16 protein-coding genes and 1 tRNA gene are annotated in these 19,567 nt (G+C 42.9%); 11 read left to right on the top strand and 6 right to left on the bottom strand.

The window, feature by feature from the left end:
- Nucleotides 1-131: 131 nt before the first annotated feature.
- From NPUN_RS41565 to NPUN_RS04545, 4 genes are all read left to right on the top strand, one after another.
- Complete coding sequence (locus NPUN_RS41565) at nucleotides 132-278, top strand: hypothetical protein (RefSeq protein WP_167315574.1); 147 nt, start codon at nucleotides 132-134, stop codon at nucleotides 276-278.
- Nucleotides 275-3,808, top strand: a complete 3,534-nt coding sequence (locus NPUN_RS04555) for a response regulator (RefSeq protein ID WP_012407655.1) — start codon at nucleotides 275-277, stop codon at nucleotides 3,806-3,808. The genes NPUN_RS41565 and NPUN_RS04555 overlap by 4 nt, the downstream gene beginning before the upstream one ends.
- Nucleotides 3,809-3,876: 68 nt before the next feature.
- Nucleotides 3,877-5,037 (top strand): hypothetical protein, encoded by a 1,161-nt coding sequence (locus NPUN_RS04550; RefSeq protein ID WP_012407654.1) that lies wholly within the window; start codon nucleotides 3,877-3,879, stop codon nucleotides 5,035-5,037.
- Nucleotides 5,038-5,087: 50 nt separating this feature from the next.
- Nucleotides 5,088-5,158: transfer RNA gene (locus NPUN_RS04545), tRNA-Gly, on the top strand.
- Between the two features lie 290 nt (nucleotides 5,159-5,448).
- On the opposite strand, the gene pstB is transcribed toward NPUN_RS04545, so the two are convergent.
- From pstB to pstS, 4 genes are all read right to left on the bottom strand, one after another.
- The gene (pstB, locus tag NPUN_RS04540) at nucleotides 5,449-6,255 is read right to left on the bottom strand and encodes a phosphate ABC transporter ATP-binding protein PstB (RefSeq protein WP_012407653.1); all 807 of its coding nucleotides are present in this window, start codon (nucleotides 6,253-6,255) and stop codon (nucleotides 5,449-5,451) included.
- A gap of 57 nt (nucleotides 6,256-6,312) precedes the next feature.
- Nucleotides 6,313-7,194: a phosphate ABC transporter permease PstA gene (gene pstA / locus NPUN_RS04535; protein WP_012407652.1), complete on the bottom strand. Its 882-nt coding sequence runs from the start codon at nucleotides 7,192-7,194 to the stop codon at nucleotides 6,313-6,315.
- Between the two features lie 19 nt (nucleotides 7,195-7,213).
- Nucleotides 7,214-8,164: a phosphate ABC transporter permease subunit PstC gene (gene pstC, locus NPUN_RS04530; protein WP_012407651.1), complete on the bottom strand. Its 951-nt coding sequence runs from the start codon at nucleotides 8,162-8,164 to the stop codon at nucleotides 7,214-7,216.
- Between the two features lie 147 nt (nucleotides 8,165-8,311).
- Nucleotides 8,312-9,493 (bottom strand): phosphate ABC transporter substrate-binding protein PstS, encoded by a 1,182-nt coding sequence (pstS, locus tag NPUN_RS04525; protein WP_012407650.1) that lies wholly within the window; start codon nucleotides 9,491-9,493, stop codon nucleotides 8,312-8,314.
- 760 nt (nucleotides 9,494-10,253) lie between these two features.
- On the opposite strand from pstS, the gene NPUN_RS04520 reads away from it, so the two are divergent.
- From NPUN_RS04520 to NPUN_RS04505, 4 genes are all read left to right on the top strand, one after another.
- Entirely contained in the window at nucleotides 10,254-10,841 is a 588-nt protein-coding gene (locus tag NPUN_RS04520; RefSeq protein WP_012407649.1) for a biotin transporter BioY, read from the top strand.
- Between the two features lie 94 nt (nucleotides 10,842-10,935).
- On the top strand, nucleotides 10,936-11,412 hold the full coding sequence (gene lspA / locus NPUN_RS04515) for a signal peptidase II (RefSeq protein ID WP_012407648.1): 477 nt from the start codon (nucleotides 10,936-10,938) through the stop codon (nucleotides 11,410-11,412).
- Nucleotides 11,413-11,622: 210 nt separating this feature from the next.
- Nucleotides 11,623-12,219: a hypothetical protein gene (locus NPUN_RS44435; protein WP_167315573.1), complete on the top strand. Its 597-nt coding sequence runs from the start codon at nucleotides 11,623-11,625 to the stop codon at nucleotides 12,217-12,219.
- Nucleotides 12,220-12,741: 522 nt separating this feature from the next.
- Entirely contained in the window at nucleotides 12,742-15,009 is a 2,268-nt protein-coding gene (locus tag NPUN_RS04505; protein ID WP_012407646.1) for a transglycosylase domain-containing protein, read from the top strand.
- Nucleotides 15,010-15,059: 50 nt separating this feature from the next.
- Here NPUN_RS04505 and NPUN_RS04500 read toward each other — a convergent pair whose 3' ends face one another.
- Together NPUN_RS04500 and NPUN_RS04495 are read right to left on the bottom strand one after the other, a co-directional pair.
- Nucleotides 15,060-16,502, bottom strand: a complete 1,443-nt coding sequence (locus tag NPUN_RS04500) for a DUF4335 domain-containing protein (protein ID WP_012407645.1) — start codon at nucleotides 16,500-16,502, stop codon at nucleotides 15,060-15,062.
- On the bottom strand, nucleotides 16,499-17,125 hold the full coding sequence (locus NPUN_RS04495; protein WP_012407644.1) for a DUF3038 domain-containing protein: 627 nt from the start codon (nucleotides 17,123-17,125) through the stop codon (nucleotides 16,499-16,501). Before NPUN_RS04495 ends, NPUN_RS04500 begins: the two co-directional genes overlap by 4 nt.
- A 450-nt stretch (nucleotides 17,126-17,575) precedes the next feature.
- On the opposite strand from NPUN_RS04495, the gene NPUN_RS04490 reads away from it, so the two are divergent.
- The 3 genes from NPUN_RS04490 to NPUN_RS04480 all read left to right on the top strand — a co-directional run bounded on the left by NPUN_RS04490 (nucleotide 17,576) and on the right by NPUN_RS04480 (nucleotide 19,547).
- The gene (locus tag NPUN_RS04490) at nucleotides 17,576-18,094 is read left to right on the top strand and encodes an adenine phosphoribosyltransferase (protein WP_012407643.1); all 519 of its coding nucleotides are present in this window, start codon (nucleotides 17,576-17,578) and stop codon (nucleotides 18,092-18,094) included.
- A 73-nt stretch (nucleotides 18,095-18,167) separates the two neighbouring features.
- Entirely contained in the window at nucleotides 18,168-19,214 is a 1,047-nt protein-coding gene (locus NPUN_RS04485; RefSeq protein WP_012407642.1) for an ABC transporter permease, read from the top strand.
- Between the two features lie 51 nt (nucleotides 19,215-19,265).
- A complete protein-coding gene (locus NPUN_RS04480) occupies nucleotides 19,266-19,547 on the top strand; it encodes a hypothetical protein (protein WP_012407641.1) in 282 nt (93 codons plus the stop codon).
- Nucleotides 19,548-19,567: the final 20 nt, after the last annotated feature.

Genomic DNA, 19,567 nt, shown 5'->3' with positions numbered 1-19,567 from the left:
CATTGCTCGCAGGAGGTGAAAGAAGATTTGACTAGCAAGGATCGACTCTATAACCCTATAACTGACTATGAAAGCAATTACACTGCACTAAAGCAAGCGGTAATAGGTATAAGCAATTGAAACGAATTACCGTGAGTAAACGCTCCTACACTCAGCAGTCATGTAGCCAAAGAGCCTTATTGGTGGAAATGCTCTGTTCTTACCTGACTCAGAAAAATCCTTCCCTGATCAGATTATTCTTTATCCGACTGCCGTTGCAGCAGGAAAGCGGTGCATGAAATCCCAAGCAAACAGTAAGCCTAAAATTTTGGTTGTCGATGATGAGCCAGACAACCTTGACTTGCTTTATCGCACCTTCTATCGCGACTATAAGGTGCTAAGGGCAACCTCTGGCCCTGCGGCCCTCGATCTGCTGGCTCAAGAGGGAGAGGTCGCGGTGATCATCTCCGATCAGCGAATGCCAATGATGAGCGGTACAGAATTTTTGAGCCTGACAGCAACTCAATATCCAGATATTATCCGGATTATTTTAACTGGCTACACCGATGTCGAAGACTTGGTGGAAGCAATCAACGCTGGTAAGGTCTTTAAATATGTCACCAAACCGTGGGAAGCAGAGGAACTTAAAGCTGTGGTACGCCAAGCTTTGGATACTCACAATGTCCTCAAAGCCCGCACCCGCGAACTTACACGCACACTCCGACAAGAGTCACTGCTGAATACTGTCACAAATACGATTCGTAGTGCTTTAGACTACAGACAAATTTTGCAGGCAATTGTAGATACAGTGGGTCACATGTTGGAGGTGGATGTCTGTCTGTTGCGTCCCTTCCAAGATGAGCAGTTGACGGATAAAGGATTTATTTATCAGAAAGCTCTCTCAGAAGAAGCAGGGGAACACACACCAGCAGAGGTACAGGCAAATAATTCTTCTGCTGTGTCCCTCTCCCCTTCTACCCCTCTGACTGTTTTGGCTCAGACGGTGTGGGAAACCCGCGAAGTCCAAGTGATTCACGATATAACCGATGATGAACGTATTCACGGTAATACTCCCGAACTGCGCGAACGTGGGGAAGCTTTTGCTGCGGCTAATATTTGTTCTAGTTTAGTTGTGCCATTGATCTGCCAACAAGAACTGATGGCAGTGCTGGCACTGCACCAGTGTTCTGTGCCCCGCTTCTGGGGAGAGGATGAGGTGCAGCTAGTGTTGATGGTAGCGGATCAGGCAGCCTTAGCTTTGTCTCAAGCTTATGCTTACGAACAAGTACGTGCCCTTGCCAAGCGAGAAAGTTTAATTAATACAATTACTAGCGCGATTCGCTCTAGTCTAGACCCCCAAGATATCTTTGCGGCTATTACTCAACAACTGGGACAAGCTTTACAGGTCGATGGTTGCGTTCTGTCTTTGTGGACAGAAGAAGATGAGTTTGTCGAGTGTGTTGCCTTGTATGACAGTTTTCAACATTTGGAAAGTTTACGTAGGCACAGCCCGCCGCAGGCATCGCCAGCCCCAGACAATAACCACCTATCACCCCAGAGATTACCCTATTCTCAATCATCTATACAAGAGAATCCCATCCTCCAACAAATGCTACAGACACATGAACCTGTGGTAATTGGGAATGTAAGCCATTCTCCCTCAGATATACAGGGTTTTAATTTGCCGTTAAAAATGCCAGCGCGATCGCTAATGTTTGTACCATTATTGGCTGATGGTAAATGTATCGGTAGTATTACCTTGCATGAAGGTAAAAAAGTACGTCAATGGTTGCCATCTGATATCGATTTGGCGAAAGCAGTAGCAGCTCAAGCGGCGATCGCTGTGCAACAGTCACACCTGTATCAAAAAACTCGCCAACAAGCTGAACGCTTACTGGAGTTAGATAAACAAAAAACCGAATTTTTCCAAAATATCTCCCATGAGTTCCGCACACCGATCACCTTGATTCAAGGGCCTTTAGAGTCAGCGGTGGCGGCTGGTGAAGGATTATCTTACTCCCAAAGTGCGATCGCCCTGCGTAACTCTCGGCGCTTGCTACGACTGGTAAATCAACTTCTGGATTTACAACGCCTAGATGCGGGAAGAATGCAGCCTAGTTTCCATCCCTGCGATTTAGTCGAATTTGTCAGCCAAATTGTGGAATCTTTTCGTCCCTACTGTGAGAAGAAGAGACTGCATCTCGCCACCCAGTTAGATGAATGTTCTCCGGTATACTTGGACATGGAAAAATTCGACAAGGTGGTTTATAACCTTCTATCAAATGCCATGAAGTTTACCCCCGAAGGTGGCACGATCGGTGTCAGACTAAAATCTGAACAAGATCGTTGCATATTACAAGTACAAGATACGGGAATTGGCATTGTTAAAGAACAAATTCCCCACCTATTTGAGCGCTTCCGCCAAGCTGAAGGTTCAGCAAACCGTTCCTATGAAGGCAGTGGTTTGGGTTTAGCCTTAGTTAAAGAATTGGTAGAATTGCATGGTGGCCACGTTACTGTGGAATCAGTTTACGGCCAAGGTACTACCTTTAGTTTATGGCTTGTGACTGGAAATGGTCATTTACCCGTACAGCAAGTACTAGAAACGCCTGCCGAAGTGAATACAAGCCGCGCTAGCGTAGAATTGGCTGATTTAGAACTGGTAGAGTCAACAACAGACAATATTGAAGATATTACAATAAATCTCTCTCCTAATATTGATACTCAAGACTCAGCACTTAAGACTCAGCACTCAATTTTAGTTGTAGATGACAACCCGGATTTGCGAACTTATGTATCTGAAATTTTCCGCCGTAACGGTTATTATGTACGCACAGCTCGTAACGGTTATGAAGGGCACAGTTTAGCTAAGGAAATTATACCCAGCTTGATTGTGACTGACTTAATGATGCCTTTGGTGAGCGGACTTGAGATGATTCAGATGATCCGCAATGAGGAAAAGCTGAAAGGAACGCCCATTATTCTACTGACAGCGAAAGTTGACGAAGAAACCCGCATCGAAGGTACAGAACATGGGGCGGATGCTTATTTAGCAAAACCATTCAATGACCGGGAACTTTTAGCGGAAGTTCGGAATCTTTTAGCATTAAAAGAAAATGAACGACGAATTGTGGAGTTAAATACTTATTTAACAGAATCAGTATTAAAGCGCTTTTTACCGGCTGTATTGGTGCAAAAAGCCGCAACCGGAGATTTAACATTAGATTTGCGCCCAGAACCACGCTTAATTACAGTTTTGTTTAGTGACATCGTGGGTTTTACACAGCTATCAAATACTCTCAGATCCCGGCGAGTCGCAGAATTGCTAAATGAATATTTAGAAGCTATGACTAAGGTTGTATTTGGTAATGGCGGCACTGTAGATAAATTTATGGGAGATGCTATTTTAGCTTTATATGGAGCGCCGGAAGAACTAACCCCCAATGAACAGGTACGTCGTGCCATCAATACAGCAAGAGCAATGCACCGCTCACTGGCTGACTTGAACCAGCGCTGGCGAGAGCAAGGTGTATTCGATGGTGACAGACTTACTAGCGTACAGTTTCGGTGCGGTATTCATCAAGGTACGGCTGTTGTGGGGATGTTTGGTAGTGCTGAACGTGCCGACTATACTGCTATTGGTCCAAGTGTGAATATTGCTGCCAGATTGCAAGCTGCCGCTCTTCCCGGTACTATCTTGGTTTCTGCTGCCGTGGCAGATTATTTGCAGGAAGAAGAAATTACTAAAGGTAGTCCATTAGAGCTTAAAGGAGTAGATGAAACTGTTTTGACCTTTGCTGTTACACCAGAGGTAATGGTTAATCGCTAAAATTTAGACTGGTATTTTAAAGCATTAGCAATGAGTAAAAGTGCCTAATCATATCCAGTTTATATAATATGACACCATTGGTTGCAGACAAAACTCCAATTCCAACCAAAGTCTGGAGGCGACACACGGATCCACCAGCTTTGTGGATTTCTGTCGTTATAGGTTCAGTCTCTCTGCACTTGCTGGCATTCTGGCTGATGCGCTCATCTAATGCATTTAGTCTGTGGTTTCCTCAGCAAAGTCAATCTGCTGTTCCCATTGAATTGATAGATATTGCTCCTCAATCAAAATCAACAGTCAAAAGAGTTTCGCAAAAGCCAGCATCCATAACTCAAAAGTCTGTATCAGCGCGTTCACCACGAACTACGCCAAGAAGAAATCAAGATTTTGACGCAATAAATTCTGCTGATAATCTCCAGCAAAAGAGTCGAATTTACGCCTCTCAACCTAATAGAAAACAGAGAGTTCCTACAGTTACACCAAAACCGACAGTTACACTGAAAGCAACAGCTACACCAAAACCGACAACCACACTGAAATCAACAGTTACGCCAAAACCGACAGTTACGCCAAAACCGACAGTTACGCCAAAACCGACAGTTACACCAAAAGCAACAGTTACACCAAAACCGACACCTACAATTCCAATCGGTAATCTACCTTGGAATCGCCGTCAAGAAATCAAATTGGGAAAGGGAACGGCACTACCAACAGGTATTCCATCAAATCCACCAGTTTCGGAAGCTGAAAACAGAAAAACTCCACCAACTTCGACTAGAGAAATTCCAACAACTTCAACTAGGGAAACTCCACCAACTCCTACTGGGGGAGCATCGGTAGCAATAGTAGCCCCTTTGCTTAGAGATGAAATGATTAAGTTCATACAAACAAGAGGATTTCGACAAGATGCTCTACCCGACGTTATCGCTTCATACACGGGAAGCAACACAAAACAACTAGACTCAAGTTTTCTACCTGGCGATTCTGAAGTTAAGCCAGCACAAATGCTTGTTAGTTTAATAATTGATCGCAATGGCAACTTTCAACAGGCTGTAGTTCTAGAAATAGAACCTGTAACACTACAAAGTGAAAAAAGCACATACGAACGAATTCTCAATGATGTTTTCAAGACAGAAAACTTTCTTGCCGCTCATAACAACGATGGCACAAAACCAGATTTGAGCAATTTGTTTGTACGAATCAAAATCCAGCCTGTTAATTCCAATTAGACGCTTGAATTTTTCCAACTACTGTGTTATATTTATAAAGTTGGAAATTTGCGGGCGTAGTTTAGTGGTAAAACTATAGCCTTCCAAGCTATTAATGCGGGTTCGATTCCCGCCGCCCGCTTAGAAAAAACTTTAAAATCACCTAGTGCATCACGGTGTAAATACACCTCATATTTTCACTAAAAATTTTTGGACTGGGTGTCGTACCCCACCCAATTAATGCAAGTATTGTATTAAACAGCTTAATTCTTGCTTTTCTTGAGCGAGAAACAGCCATAATCGATTAAGCGATGCCTGCGGCGGGCTACGCCTACGCTAACCTTGGCGAATAAATTAAAAAACTAGAGGAATCTCGCACAGCTCTGATTTCCGAGTATCCCTCATTGCTCTAATATCAACAATGTGCAGTATTTATCCAAATCTGCCGCTAACGTAATCTCTGGTATCTTGCTGCTGAGGATTGTTGAAAATTAGTTCTGTTGCGTCGTATTCTACCATGTATCCGTTACGACTTCCTGACTCAGTAGTTTTGACATTAAAAAAGGCTGTCTTATCAGAAACCCGCGCTGCTTGCTGCATATTATGGGTAACGATAACGATGGTATATTGCTCTTTCAGCTGATGAATTAATTCTTCAACCCGCAAGGTGGAAATAGGGTCAAGAGCGGAGCAAGGTTCATCCATTAATATAATTTCAGGTTGGACTGCGATCGCACGAGCAATACATAACCTTTGTTGTTGTCCACCTGATAAAGACGAACCACTTTGTCGTAGCTTATCTTTAACTTCGTCCCACAAAGCCGCTTGCCGCAAACTCCGTTCTACTAATTCATCCATATTACCTTTGTAGCCATTGATTTTGGCTCCAAAAGCAATGTTGTCATAAATTGATTTGGGAAAGGGGTTTGGTCTTTGAAACACCATCCCAATTCTCCGACGTACTTCTACAGGATCAATATCGGATGCGTACAAGTTTTTATCGTAAAAAAGTATTTTACCCTCTGCCCGAAATGACTCAATCAGGTCATTGAGGCGGTTATAGCATCGCAACAAGGTACTTTTACCACAACCAGAAGGGCCGATAAAGGCTGTAACCTGATTTTTTGGTATATCTAGCCAAATATTCTGCAAGGCTAAAAATTTGCCGTAGTAAACGTTGAGGTTTTCGGTGCGTAAAACAGTTTCAGTACCATTGACTGTGCTAATATTGGTAGCCATAAATTAAGTGCAGTATTAGTTTTAGCGATACAAATCCGCTATGTGTAAGCCGTTTCCCTAAGCTTTTTTGCGAGTAGCCCAGCGAGCAATGATACTTGTGATTAGAACCATCAATACCAAAATCAAAGATGCTGCCCAAGCTAGTGATTGCCAATTTTTAAACGGAGAAATAGCATATTTGTAAACCAAAACAGCAAGAGAAGCTGTGGGTTCAAATAAGCTACCAGGCCAAAAATTGGAAAATAGCGCAGTAAATAGTAAAGGTGCGGTTTCTCCAGATGCTCTGGCGATCGCTAGCGTTGCCCCAGTTACAATCGCAGGTAGAGCTGCTGGCAAAACTACTTGTGTTACTGTTTGAAAGTTAGTTGCCCCTAACCCTACAGATGCTTGTCGCAAATCTTGCGATACTAACTGCAAGGCTTCATCAGTGGTTCGGACAATAATTGGCAACATCAAAATTGCCAGTGCAAACCCTCCACCTAAAGCAGAGTACGATCCTAAGTTTAACTTTACTAGTGTCAAAACTACAATGCCATAGGCAAATACTCCAGCAATGATTGACGGCACTCCACTCAGGACGTTAGCCGCAAAACGTACCCATCTCGCGACTTGGGCCGAGCTAAATTCTGTGATGTAAATCGCCGCCAAAACACCAAATGGGATACTAATTAGGGCAGCAATTCCTACCATTAATAATGTGCCCAATATTGCATTGCCAAAGCCTCCCCCCTGTTGTAAAGCTTTGGGTGGCAGTTCAAAAAAGAGGCTGGGACTCAAACTGCTAAAACCTTGAATAATGACGTAAGAAAGTACTGCTAGCAAAGGCACAAGTGCCAATAGCCCACAGATAAATGCGACTACAGTCATTACTGTATTAAACAGTGTCCTTTGAGACATAGGAGCGCGAGTTAGACTGCGCTCTGGAAAACTAGAAGTCATAATTCAACCCAAAACTAAGCTACAGTCGCTTGACTCTCAGAACGATAAACTCGGCCATGATATTAACTACCAAGGTCAAGAAGAATAGAACTAAAGCAGCGTACATTAAAGCCGAAACTTGCAAACCACTAGCTTCGGAAAATTGATTTGCTAGTAGAGAAGAAATCGTATTGCCTGGTGCTAACAGTGAGATACTAATGTTGTTGGAATTACCAATCAACATTGTCACAGCCATTGTTTCTCCCATTGCCCGACCGAGTGCCAGCATCACAGCGCTAACTATACCCGAAAAGGCTGCTGGAATCAGAATTTGTAAGATAGTTTCCCATCGGGTCGCTCCTAGTCCTACGGCGGCTTGGCGCAAACTGGAGGGTATAGAAATCAAAGCATCGCGCGATAGAGCTGTGATGATGGGCAAAGTCATAATTGCTAATATGACTCCTGCTGGTAACATTCCTGGTCCTGTAGGGGGGGTGCTAAAAAATGGTATCCAGCCAAAGTAACTATTGAGCCATTTTCCCAAGCTAGTTAAAATAGGCACTAAAACAAAAATACCCCACACGCCGTAGACAACGCTGGGAATAGCTGCAAGCAGTTCTACTGCAAAAACTAGTACCAACTTCACTTTTGCGGGTAAAAAATCCTCGCTTAGTACAATAGCAGTACCAACTCCAATCGGTACAGCTATCAGTAAACCAATAAAAGAACTCAAGAGAGTTCCATAAATTTGAGGTAGCACCCCGTAGCTATCATTAACTGGGTTCCAAGTGGTGTTAGCTAAAAAGCTAGCACCAAACTTTTGGATGGCAGGTCCAGAAGCAATTGCAACTTGGAAGCCGATCCATAATAAAGTGGCAGCAACCCCAAAGGCAAAAATTTTAGTTAGCCAGATAAAACCGCGATCTAGAGATTTTTCTACATCAGAGCGATTTTTTGTCGCTGATGAAAGATTTTGAGAATTTGTAGTCATGACTACCGACTTTCACAATTAAATCAGAGGAAGATATGCGAGGCAACCATCTAACTAAACGAAATTGTTGCCTCATCGTCTTTTAAAACTAGTTTAATAACCAGTTTAAAAATTATTGTCTAACAATGCCTCATGTCTTCACTGTAGCTACTTGCTAGCGCTAGTACCACTACCAACAGCGATTTTATAGTCTGGACTAATTTGATCCGCAGCCGCAGCCACCTTTGCGATCACATTTTGGGGTAAAGGAACATACCCTAATGTTGTAGCCTGTTTTTGGCCCTCAGTTAAAGCGTATTCGATCGCAGCTTCAACTGCCTTAGCTTTTGCCGCATTGGGATATTTCTTGTAAGCCAAAATCCAGGTGTAAGTGACGATGGGATAAGAATCGGCCCCTTCTGGGTCGGAAATAAAGACGCGGAGATCGGGCGGTAGAGTTACTGATGCCAGAGTTTTAGAGGCTGACTCCTCACTAGGAACAACAAACTTACCACCTTTGTTTTCCAAAGCAGCAAACTTAAGACTATTTTGTTTGGCATAGCCGTACTCGACATAACCAATAGAACCTTGTGTTTGTTGGATTTGGGCGGTAACACCCTCATTCCCCTTCGCACCAACTCCGCTAGGCCAGTTGACAGTTTTGCCTTCACCAACTTTAGTCTTCCACTCCGGGCTAATAGCGCTGAGGTGTTTTGTAAACACACCTGTTGTTCCGCTACCATCTGAACGATAAACAACTGTGATTTTCTCTTTAGGAAGCTTTGCACCTGGGTTAGCCTTGGCAATTTGGGGATCATCCCAAGACGTGATTTTGCCTAGTAGAATATCAGCGTAAACGGCTCGTGGTAGCTTTAGTTCTGCAACATCTGGCAAGTTGTAAGCTAGCACGATGCTACCAGCAGTTACAGGCAGTAAAATAACGCCCCTATCCGCTGGTACCTTCTGGATTTCTTCATCCTTCATGGCAACATCACTGGCACCAAAGTCTACAGTCCCTTTGATAAATTGCTCAACTCCGGCACCGCTACCAACTGAGGCATAGTCAACTTGCAGATTTGGATATTTTTTGTTTAGATCGGTAAACCATGTATCATATAGTGGTGCTGGGAAAGATGCACCAGCCCCGCTTAACTTGAGATTTCCACCCAAATCTAATTTGGTTGTACTGGAGGCAGTAGTATCTGTAGCAGTGCCAGAAGGGGTATCCTTTGTGGCTGTATTATCTGGATTTTGCTGTCCGCCACATGCAGCTAGGCTGATTATCAGTGCTAACACTGAAACCGAAGCTGTGAGGCGATGAATTTTTGTTACACTAAGAGGTGAAGGCATCGCTATCAATGTTTGGGTAACTTTTCAGGTGAGCGCCTCTAAGAATACCCCTAAAGGATTAAGGTAAAGGTAAAGGATAGGTTAACAAAGTAAAAAAAGCTTGTTTTTTTTAATGAAGAACAAACACTCGTTTCTGCTTTTGCTTGATAAAATTTATACTGGTGCTTTAGTCACACATTACCAATAGTACCACAGTAATTTGGTTACATATATTTGCAAAACTTGATTTATAACGTCACTTTTTTGGTCTAATAATAAATTGTGTTATTATTTAAAGCTTAATAAATTTTGGAATTTTATGAAAGTTATTGCTGCTTATAGGTCTAAGCAGACTTAAATTCATAACTAAACAATCTAAATTTAGACAGTGAACTAATTTAGATAAAGCAGAAGGAAAACTATAAATTGCCTATTTTATGGAGAGTAGGCGAGGCGATCGCTAAAAAAAGTGAATTAAAGAAGCATATTTAACAATTTTTAGCATAAATTGGCGCTGAATCTAAAAACTTAGTTTAAATACTAAATTTTGCTAACTTTACCATGTATTAGGTCAAATACCAGATCAGACTACGCTTCAGTCAATAAAATTACAGCTATAGACACCTAAGTCATAATTAGTAGAACTGAAAAGTTACATACCAAAAAGGCAAAAAAAAATATGCTAATTCTTAGAGGTGTCAGCACAAATTTCATTTTAATACTAATGAACATCCTAGTTGCTGTTGGTTTTCCTTTTTGCCTTTTCCTGGTTGCCTGATAAATGTTTGCTGCTTCCAATCAATTACTATGGTCTATGATTGGCTTACTCCTGACAATGGGTGGTACCTTCTTAGAAGCTTATGGCATCACCTTTCCTTGGAATTGGAGTAAGCACGGAATTCAGACTTTTTCTTTAGGTGTCACTTTTCAAATTGGCGCAGTACTGTTAGTAGGTTGTTTAGGGGGCAAAAATGCCGGTGCGCTCTCGCAAATTGCCTATTTAGTGATGGGGTTAACCTTATTACCTGTATTTGCTGATGGAGGTGGTATTGGTTATGTTAAGCTGTCTCAGTTTGGCTATCTACTAGGCTTTATTCCTGGAGCTTGGATTTGTGGCTTAGTTGCCTTTAAAGCTAGACCTCGACTAGAAACTCTTGCCTTTAGTTGCATCTGTGGCTTGTTAACTCTACATCTATGCGGTATTAGTTATTTGATTATTAGTTATATTTTTCAGTGGAAAGGCACAGAAAATCTACCTTTGATGCAAGCAATCCTCAGATACTCTTGGTTTGCACTACCAGGGCAATTAAGTGTGGTCTGTGCCGTTACTGTAATAGCATATATATTGCGTCACTTAATGTTTTATTAGTCATCAAGGGGCTAGAGGCTAGGGGCAAGAAATTTACAATTTTCTTATCCCCTAGTCCTTAGTCCTTAGTCCTTAGTCTCTAGCCCCTAGTTTCATGCGTTTAAAAAACCGCCTTTTCTGGATTGCTGCCTTTATAGCTTTTTTCCTAGACCAAATAACAAAATACTGGGTGGTACAAACCTTCAGTTTGGGGCAAACACTACCACTCTTAACTGGAATATTTCACTTCACCTATGTTACTAACACTGGTGCCGCCTTTAGTCTGTTAAGTGGGAAAGTAGAATGGTTGCGCTGGCTATCTTTAGGAGTGAGTTTGGTATTGATAGCGTTGGCCTTGTTTGGCCCAACATTAAATTTATGGGATCAGTTGGGCTATGGCTTAATTTTAGGTGGAGCTATGGGCAACGGTATTGATCGCTTTGTTTTAGGCCATGTCGTTGATTTTCTTGATTTTCGCCTGATTAGCTTTCCTGTATTTAATGTGGCAGATTCCTTTATTAGTATTGGTATTGTTTTCCTGTTAATTGCTTCCTTCCAAAAAACACCAACTTCAACTGGCAGGTTGGATTAAACTATTAAGCCTGGGATGATTAATCCCAGGCTATTAATTACTGAAACCATAGCTCAGTCCTATATGCAAAGACTTGATTTATGGGTTCCAGAGATTTGGATTTATATCCTACACCAGTTTTCATAACTGGTGCAGAAAGTCAAGATGCACAGGCGATCGCTGATGGTAAATTAGTATGTCAGACGTATCCAGCTTTTAATTTATTTACCTGTGGCAGGAGCAGTAGATGGAGTACTTGGAGAGTTGGCACCTGGTTCTGTAGGAGCGCCAGGTTCAGATGGAGTAACGGTTCCTGGTGCTGGAGTTAAGTTGCTAGGAGTGCCAGGTTCAGTTGGAGTAGTTCCTGGTGCTGGAGTCAAGTTGCTAGGAGTGCTAGGTTCAGTTGGAGTAACACTTCCTGGTGCTGGAGTTAAGTTACTAGGAGCGCCAGGTTCAGGTGGGGTAACGCTTCCTGGTGCTGGAGTTAAGTTACTAGGAGCGCCAGGTGCAGGTGGGGTAACACTTCCTGGTGCTGGAGTGCTTTCGGGAGTTCCACTATCAGGTGGGGTAACGCTTCCTGGTGCTGTAGTGCTATCGGGAGGAGTGATGTTACTCGGTGTGGTTTCTGCTGGTACTGTAGTGCTACCAGGAGCAGTGCTAGGTGTGGTTTCTGCTGGTGCTGTAGTGCTACCAGGAGCCGCACCAGGGGTAAGTGCTGTGCCGCCGGGACAGCGAGAGTTAAGCGGAAAATACTCGCACAGAATTTTCATACCTTCTGGCGACATCTTGATTTCCGTTGGTGCGCTAGTAGATTCGCTACTGGATTGAGCTATGGGGGATTTACTGGATTCGGCTACGGCAATATTAGTGGTTAGAGCCAAGGATAGAGCTGTACCAATCAGGGTCAGAGATTTTCCCATCATTCTGAAATTTACCTCAACGGAACACTCGGCCCATTAAAACAGATAATGAGATTTAGAAAATCTTCCTAAATGAATATATTTCAGTTTGTCGCAGAATATGTGAATATGTAAAATCTGTAAAAATTAAATCTGTCCTTTGTTAGCAACTAGTGTTTATAAGCACAATCCTAAAATCTATACTGCTAGTCATTTAAGTAAAAACGCTATAGATAACAAGCATTTAAGAATAAAAAAAATTATGCTTCTGTAAGTAAGTGATAAAAATCACAAGCTTATTCAGACTAAAAGGCAATATTAAGTATAAATTGGATCAAAAATTACCGTATAGCTAATTTATGCTTTGGCTTATGAGTAAAATGATGAAAGACTAACATCTAAAATTGTAATTCGCCCCATTCTTCACTAAAAAGTGTGATGTGAATAGCCGATGAGTTCTCCCCAACCCCCTCACAAGCCACAAACGTTAATTGGTCAACTGACTCAAGCAGTCCATACTATCCAAGCTAGGGTTGATTTTTCCAAACTGGCGCTCAAGCCTAATGCCAAAGTACCAGAACTCTGGGTGCAGGATGCGGGGGCGGATAAAGCAGAGGTGTATCCACTGTTGGGCGATCGCTATATTCTCGGTCGTAGCTCCAAATCCAGCGATATCGTCGTCCGTAACCCTGTTGTCAGCCAAATTCACCTGTCACTATCGCGCAATTCTACTCAGCGCACACCAGTTTTCGTCATCAAAGACGAAAACTCCACCAATGGCATTTATCGTGGCAAGCGTCGTGTTAATTCCCTAGAACTACGTCACGGCGATATTCTGACTCTGGGACCCCCAGAACTCGCCGCTTCTGTGCGCTTACAATACGTCGATCCACCAGCCTGGTATGTCAAAGCTGCAAGTTGGACAGCTTATGGTGTTGGTGGTGTCAGCGCCTTGTTCGCGTTGGTAATTGGCGTAGAATGGCTAAAATTTTCAGTTAAACCCCTACCTACAGCTACACGCGCTCCAGTAGTTGTTTACGCCCGTGATGGAGCCACCCCACTGAGAGAGCCTCGAACTATCTCTCATGTAGATATGAAGCGTTTAGAGGAATTTGGCCCTTATTTGCCATCTGCCGTAGTAGCTTCAGAAGATAGTCGTTATTACTGGCACTTTGGGGTTGACCCTCTGGGGATTTTACGAGCCGTGTTGATCAATAGTCGTAGCGGAGATGTACAACAAGGAGCCAGCACTGTTACGCAGCAAGTTGCCCGCAGTTTGTTCCGAGAGTATGTAGGCAGACAGGATACCCTTGGACGCAAATTACGAGAAGCAGTTGTCGCCTTAAAGCTAGAAACCTTTTACAGCAAAGATGAAATTTTGCTGATGTACTTAAATCGGGTTTTTTTGGGGGGAGATACCTCTGGCTTTGAGGATGCAGCTCGGTATTACTTTGAGAAGCCTGCTAAAGAATTAACTTTGGCAGAAGCAGCAACATTGGTAGGAATTTTACCTGCTCCCAACGCATTTGATTTTTGTGGAGATGGGCCAAATAAGCTAGAAGCAGCTGAATACCGGAACCGCGTGATTAAGCGGTTGCTGGAGATGGGCAAAATTAAACCTGAAGATGCGAACCGAGCTAGACGTTCCACTGTTCAAGTTAGCCCTAAAGTTTGTGAACAACAAGCTAAGACGATCGCTCCTTATTTTTACAGTTACGTCTTCTCTGAACTTGAATCAATTTTGGGCGAGGGAGCCGCAAACGAAGGGAATTATATCATTGAAACCCAGCTTGATCCTGCGATCCAGAGCCAAGCTGAATCAGCGTTGCGGAATTCAGTCAACAATAGTGGTGGAAATTTTAATTTTTCTCAAGGGGCTGTAGTAACTCTTGACTCCAGTACAGGTGGCATCCTCGCAATGGTAGGCGGAACTGATTACAAAAAAAGTCAGTTCAATCGTGCTGTTCAAGCTAAAAGACAACCAGGTTCTACCTTCAAAATCTTTGCTTACACCGCCGCTATTCAACAGGGAATTTCACCATCCAAGAGTTATTCCTGCGCTCCTTTAACTTGGCAAGGCTTCACTTACAAACCCTGTCGTTCAGGTGCTGGCAGTTTAGATATTGCCACCGGGCTGGCTCTTTCAGAAAATCCCATCGCCTTGGGAGTTGCTAGAGAAATCGGGCTGAATAAAGTGGTAGCGATGGCTCAGAATTTGGGAATCAAGTCAAACCTCGATCCGGTTCCTGGCTTGGTACTAGGCCAAAGTGTGGTCAATGTTTTGGAAATGACTGGTGCTTTTGGCTCTATTGGCAATCGTGGAGTGTGGAATCCTCCTCATGCGATTAACCGAATTTTAGACAGTGGTGATTGCAGCGATCGCAATGATATCAAAACCTGCCGTGTAATCTACTCCTTCGACCAAGATCCAGATGCTAACAAACGAGTTTTGCCAAATGGTGTAGCCGATGAGATGACTAGTTTAATGCGTGGTGTCATCAGCAGAGGTACCGGTCGTAGTGCTGCCATTGGGCTGGGAGAAGCTGGGAAAACAGGCACGACTGATAAAAACGTTGACTTATGGTTTATAGGTTTTATCCCAAGTCGGCGGCTTGTAACTGGTGTCTGGCTGGGAAACGACAATAATTCTCCGACATCTGGGAGCAGCGCTCAAGCCGCTCAGTTGTGGGGAAATTATATGCGGAGAATTACGCGATAAATGGGCATTGGGCATTGGACTTAATTCTCTTTCCCATGCCCCATACCCAATTACTGATATCCCTTCCAAGGTGTAACTTCCAGGTTGCCGCTAGGCTTGAATATTACTTGGAAGTGGGCGAGAGGTTCTTTATCGTTGGGAGCTGCTACATTGGAACCGTAGATAGCATTAAACATCTTCGGAAGGGGTGTTTCCCGAAAATAGTCAAAGGCAACTTGGTTGAGTGGTTCATAGTCAGCAATTACACCATTTTTGTTGACTGCTACCCGATATTTCAAATCTCGCGTAAAGGTGCGAGTGCCACTCCAAGTTTGCCGAACTGTACTATAAAGCTTTTGATTTAAATTTTTGACTATCTTAGAGTCAGTAATTTTTGTACCCACTACCTCTGGCGTTCTAGCATATCCCCGCCAAGGGCTAACTTGTAGCACACCCTGTGTAGTAAATACTACTCGAAATTGGGCGATTGGTTCATTGGAAATGGGAGGGCGGGTAGCTGGATTGTAAAGTACGTTTGGCAGAGGAGTTTGACCTACTCCTAGATTTGCCTCTTTATTCACTGCTTTATAACCGACAATCGCTCCATCCGCAGCTACACCTAGACGATAGATCAAATCTTGTTGCAATCCTGAGCGATTAGTCCAAGCTGGATGAACTTGGTTGTAAACTTGACGATTCAATGCACGTAACTGGGATGGATCGGTAATTTCTGGAACTGTATTTAAAAGTGCTTCTAAATCTTTAACTGCCGGCTTTCCATTAGCTGTAGGCGTTAGTGTGGGCGTTAATGTAGGCGTTGCAGCAGCAATGGGTGTTGCAGCCGCTGATGCTGGAGGAGTGATATTGTTTATTGTAGAGCTACTTTGTTCATCTGTTTTTGGCTGCGGTGAACGCAGTTGGGGAGGTGGAATCAAGTTAAAGGCGATCGCAGCTACTGCTAAACTTGACACACCCACAGCAGCAGGTACAGCCTGCCTAACCAAAGCTTGACTAGCACCGCCATAGCGTCTGGTAACTGGTTGTAGTTCTAGAGAAAGTTCAGGTAAAGTTTGGGTATCAGCAAAAAACTGATCCACTGCTTCTACTAAATCAAACAACTGCACCGTATTCAAATCTATTTCAATTGGCGGACGTTTGGGATTGTTAGAGCGATCGAATCCCTCTGGAGCTCCTTCGGAATGTATGATTAATCTGTGTCGGTTGCTATCAACTTTCCGAAACTCTACTAGCTCCGATTCCTGATTGTGTGCTTGGGGATTAGGTACACTACTTAAAAATTCTTGGGCATACCCACTAACAGCCCTCACCAAACTTTCAAAAAATTCCCGCCCTCCCGTTAGTGGCTGATTATAACCAGATAAATAGCATTCTGCATTTACCAATATTGATAATTCCGGGCGCATTTCCTGGAAGTGTGCAGCCCTAGTGACATCACTTAAGCCTTCTAAAAGAAGTGTACAATTAGGAAGACTGTACTTACGTTGAATATTCATTCCACTTCACCGTCAAAAAGACTAATCCAGAATCGCTGCATTCCAGCTGTACCAGTACAAAATAGTAATTGTCCTAACAAATTTATAGCTAGCTCATCTAATTTTTCATCAGAAGTTAATGCTAGTACACCAGAACGCCGAGCATTCATCCGGCTTTTAAAATGCGCTCTAAACCGCTCTAGATAATTAGATAGACGCAAATTCTGTTCTAATGGAATCTGCTTTTCTTCCATTTGTTGACATATCATTAGTAACTGGCGAATGACAACAGTTAAACGCCGCGCTATGTAGCAAGCAATTACTACCAGAGCTTTTGCTTCCATAATAGTTAAGGGACGGCGGATATGCGCTCTTCGTAGCGGGTTAGAGCTACGCATTCGCCATAAATTCACTCTGTCTTTAACAATTCCTTTTAAATCCAACTCTTGAGCAAAACTCAGGATTGCTTCCGAACCACCAAGCTCTAAAGCTTCAATTGCCAATAAAATCAGGTCGATTTGCAACCGCGTTCTCCGAGGACAAGTCTTGGAAGTGATCGCAGGATCTGGCAAAGTGTCCAGAATCATCGGCAGTGAATCTTGAGTTGGACTGTTGAACGGCGTTAAACTTGCTGAGACATTCATTCGATAAATACCTTATGCGGTTCCAACAGACTAGATAAAACAAATTTAAGATCGGTAGCCAGACAAGAACATTAGACTTGTAGCAGTAGCATAACTACCTGATATATACATTACTTAACTCTTTCTACTCAAAGTTTTCCCTATATTGAAATCAAAGTTTTAAAACATAAGTTAATTCACCTCATTTATGAATGTAATACCTTTTCTAGCTTGGTTTAGATTCTAATTATCGTCAATAAAAGACAAAGCTTCAGCTTCGACCCCCAGCGTATGACATTATAGTGTACGATTTTTCAGGTATCTGAAAATTGGGGATTGGGAATTGGGAATTGAGAATTGGGAATTGGTCAATAATCAATACTTTTTCCCATACTTAGCCTGCTCCTCTTCTTACCCATTCCCCATTCCCCATTCCCCATTCCCCATTCCCCATTCCCCATTCCCCATCTTATGGATTTGAAGTCTCTCGTTCGTGACATTCCAGATTTTCCCAAACCCGGAATTTTATTTCGGGATATTACTACATTACTGCGCGATCCAGAGGGATTGCGCTACACTATTGACTTTTTAACACAAAAATGCAAAGAAGCTGAAATAAAGCCAGATTATGTAATTGGTATAGAGTCAAGAGGATTTATTTTTGGCTCACCTCTGGCTTATCAATTAGGGGCTGGTTTTATTCCCATTCGCAAAAGAGGTAAGTTACCAGCAGCAGTTCACTCAATTGAATACGATCTAGAGTATGGTACTGACTGTCTGGAAGTGCATCAAGACGCTTTACGTCACAGTAGCCGAGTTTTGATTGTGGACGATTTGATTGCTACGGGTGGAACTGCGAGTGCAACAGCAAAGTTAGTGCAGAAAATTGGCTGCGAATTAGTAGGATTTGGGTTTATTATCGAGCTACGGGACTTAGAAGGGCGTAAATATTTGCCGGACGTGCCGATTATCTCTCTAATTGAATATTAGTTATTTGTCATTGGTCATTAGTCATTGGTCATTAGCAAAGGACAAATAACAAATAACAAAGGACAAAGGACAAATGACATCTACGAGAATTTCCTTGGAGACAGGTAGGGATTGGCTAATCAGGCTAGTCACGAGCGAAACTTTTATTTATGTGGCAAAGCGGGTATTGCAGGCACTACTGACTCTGTTTTTGGCATCAGCATTATCGTTTTTCATTATTCAACTCGCTCCAGGGGATTATGTAGATACGCTGCGGCAAAACCCGAAGATATCTCCAGAAAGAATTGAGGAAATAAAGCGGCAATTTGGTCTTGATAAGTCTTGGCCAGAGCAATTTTGGCTATGGCTATGGCGAATCTTGACAAAAGGAGATTTTGGCACGAGTTTTATTTATCAACGTTCAGTGGCATCGCTGTTGTGGGAAAGAGTACCAGCAACTTTGCTATTAGCGATCGCATCTTTAATTGTCACATGGGCGATCGCCATCCCTCTAGGGATTTTTGCTGCTGTTAACCAAAATAAGCTATCAGATCGGCTTTTACAGGTGATTAGCTATGCCGGACAAGGCTTTCCCAGTTTCATCACTGCCTTGGCACTGCTGGTTTTAGCCCAAATCACCTCGCCCTTATTCCCCGTGGGTAGCATGACTAGCATTAATCACTCAGAACTAACGTGGTTTGGCAAAATCTTAGATGTCGGCTGGCACATGATTTTACCTACGATTGCCCTCTCAATTACTAGTTTTGCTGGTTTACAACGCATCACTCGCGGCGAATTATTGGATGTGCTGCGTCAAGATTATATTCAAACGGCTCGCGCTAAAGGATTGCCAGAAAATCGCGTTATCTACGTTCATGCACTTCGTAACGCCGTAAATCCCTTGATTACCTTATTGGGTTTTGAATTAGCTGGTTTATTAAACGGTGCTTTCATTGCCGAATTTTTCTTCAACTGGCCCGGTTTAGGGAGGTTGACTTTACAGGCTTTACAAGCTCAAGATTTATATTTGTTAATGGCAAGCTTGGTAATGGGCGCAGTGTTGCTAATTGCTGGTAATTTAATCGCCGATTTGATGTTAAAAGCTGCCGATCCACGCATTCGGCTAGAAAATCTCAATTAGTCATTGGTCATTTGTCATTGGTTTAATCCCACTCTCCCCATCTCCATCTCCATGCTGTCCGAAGTCTATTACTTGGTGCGCTCAAAAACTGACGGTAATTATCTCATAGCTCGTCCTGACACCGAAACATCGGGTTATTTATTACTGTTTCAAGAAAACTTTGATGCCCTTAGCTATCTCAACACCCATGCGGCAGAAGTGGCAAATCGCTTTACTGTGGAATCTATTCCGCGTACACAGTTGGGAAATTTGCTCAAACGCTGGGGTTTTAGCGGTGTGGGTATTGTAACTGACCCGTTATTGCCAAAGGTTGAGTTTTTACAGCACAGTTAAGCCAATTATATAAACTTGTA

Source organism: Nostoc punctiforme PCC 73102, from assembly GCF_000020025.1.
Lineage (GTDB): Bacteria > Cyanobacteriota > Cyanobacteriia > Cyanobacteriales > Nostocaceae > Nostoc > Nostoc punctiforme.
Note: the sequence above shows the minus strand (reverse complement) of the source record. Positions and strands in the feature narration are given on the sequence as shown.

What these genes read in the sequence shown, in the direction of transcription:
- NPUN_RS04555 (WP_012407655.1), top strand. Translation starts at nt 275, where the DNA reads ATGAAATCCCAAGCAAACAGTAAGCCTAAAATTTTGGTTGTCGATGAT.
- NPUN_RS04480 (WP_012407641.1), top strand. Translation starts at nt 19,266, where the DNA reads ATGCTGTCCGAAGTCTATTACTTGGTGCGCTCAAAAACTGACGGTAAT.
- pstC (WP_012407651.1), bottom strand. Translation starts at nt 8,164, where the DNA reads ATGACTACAAATTCTCAAAATCTTTCATCAGCGACAAAAAATCGCTCT.
- NPUN_RS04500 (WP_012407645.1), bottom strand. Translation starts at nt 16,502, where the DNA reads ATGAATATTCAACGTAAGTACAGTCTTCCTAATTGTACACTTCTTTTA.
- NPUN_RS04495 (WP_012407644.1), bottom strand. Translation starts at nt 17,125, where the DNA reads ATGAATGTCTCAGCAAGTTTAACGCCGTTCAACAGTCCAACTCAAGAT.
- pstB (WP_012407653.1), bottom strand. Translation starts at nt 6,255, where the DNA reads ATGGCTACCAATATTAGCACAGTCAATGGTACTGAAACTGTTTTACGC.
- NPUN_RS04520 (WP_012407649.1), top strand. Translation starts at nt 10,254, where the DNA reads ATGTTTGCTGCTTCCAATCAATTACTATGGTCTATGATTGGCTTACTC.
- pstA (WP_012407652.1), bottom strand. Translation starts at nt 7,194, where the DNA reads ATGACTTCTAGTTTTCCAGAGCGCAGTCTAACTCGCGCTCCTATGTCT.
- NPUN_RS04485 (WP_012407642.1), top strand. Translation starts at nt 18,168, where the DNA reads ATGACATCTACGAGAATTTCCTTGGAGACAGGTAGGGATTGGCTAATC.
- lspA (WP_012407648.1), top strand. Translation starts at nt 10,936, where the DNA reads ATGCGTTTAAAAAACCGCCTTTTCTGGATTGCTGCCTTTATAGCTTTT.
- pstS (WP_012407650.1), bottom strand. Translation starts at nt 9,493, where the DNA reads ATGCCTTCACCTCTTAGTGTAACAAAAATTCATCGCCTCACAGCTTCG.
- NPUN_RS04505 (WP_012407646.1), top strand. Translation starts at nt 12,742, where the DNA reads ATGAGTTCTCCCCAACCCCCTCACAAGCCACAAACGTTAATTGGTCAA.
- NPUN_RS04550 (WP_012407654.1), top strand. Translation starts at nt 3,877, where the DNA reads ATGACACCATTGGTTGCAGACAAAACTCCAATTCCAACCAAAGTCTGG.
- NPUN_RS04490 (WP_012407643.1), top strand. Translation starts at nt 17,576, where the DNA reads ATGGATTTGAAGTCTCTCGTTCGTGACATTCCAGATTTTCCCAAACCC.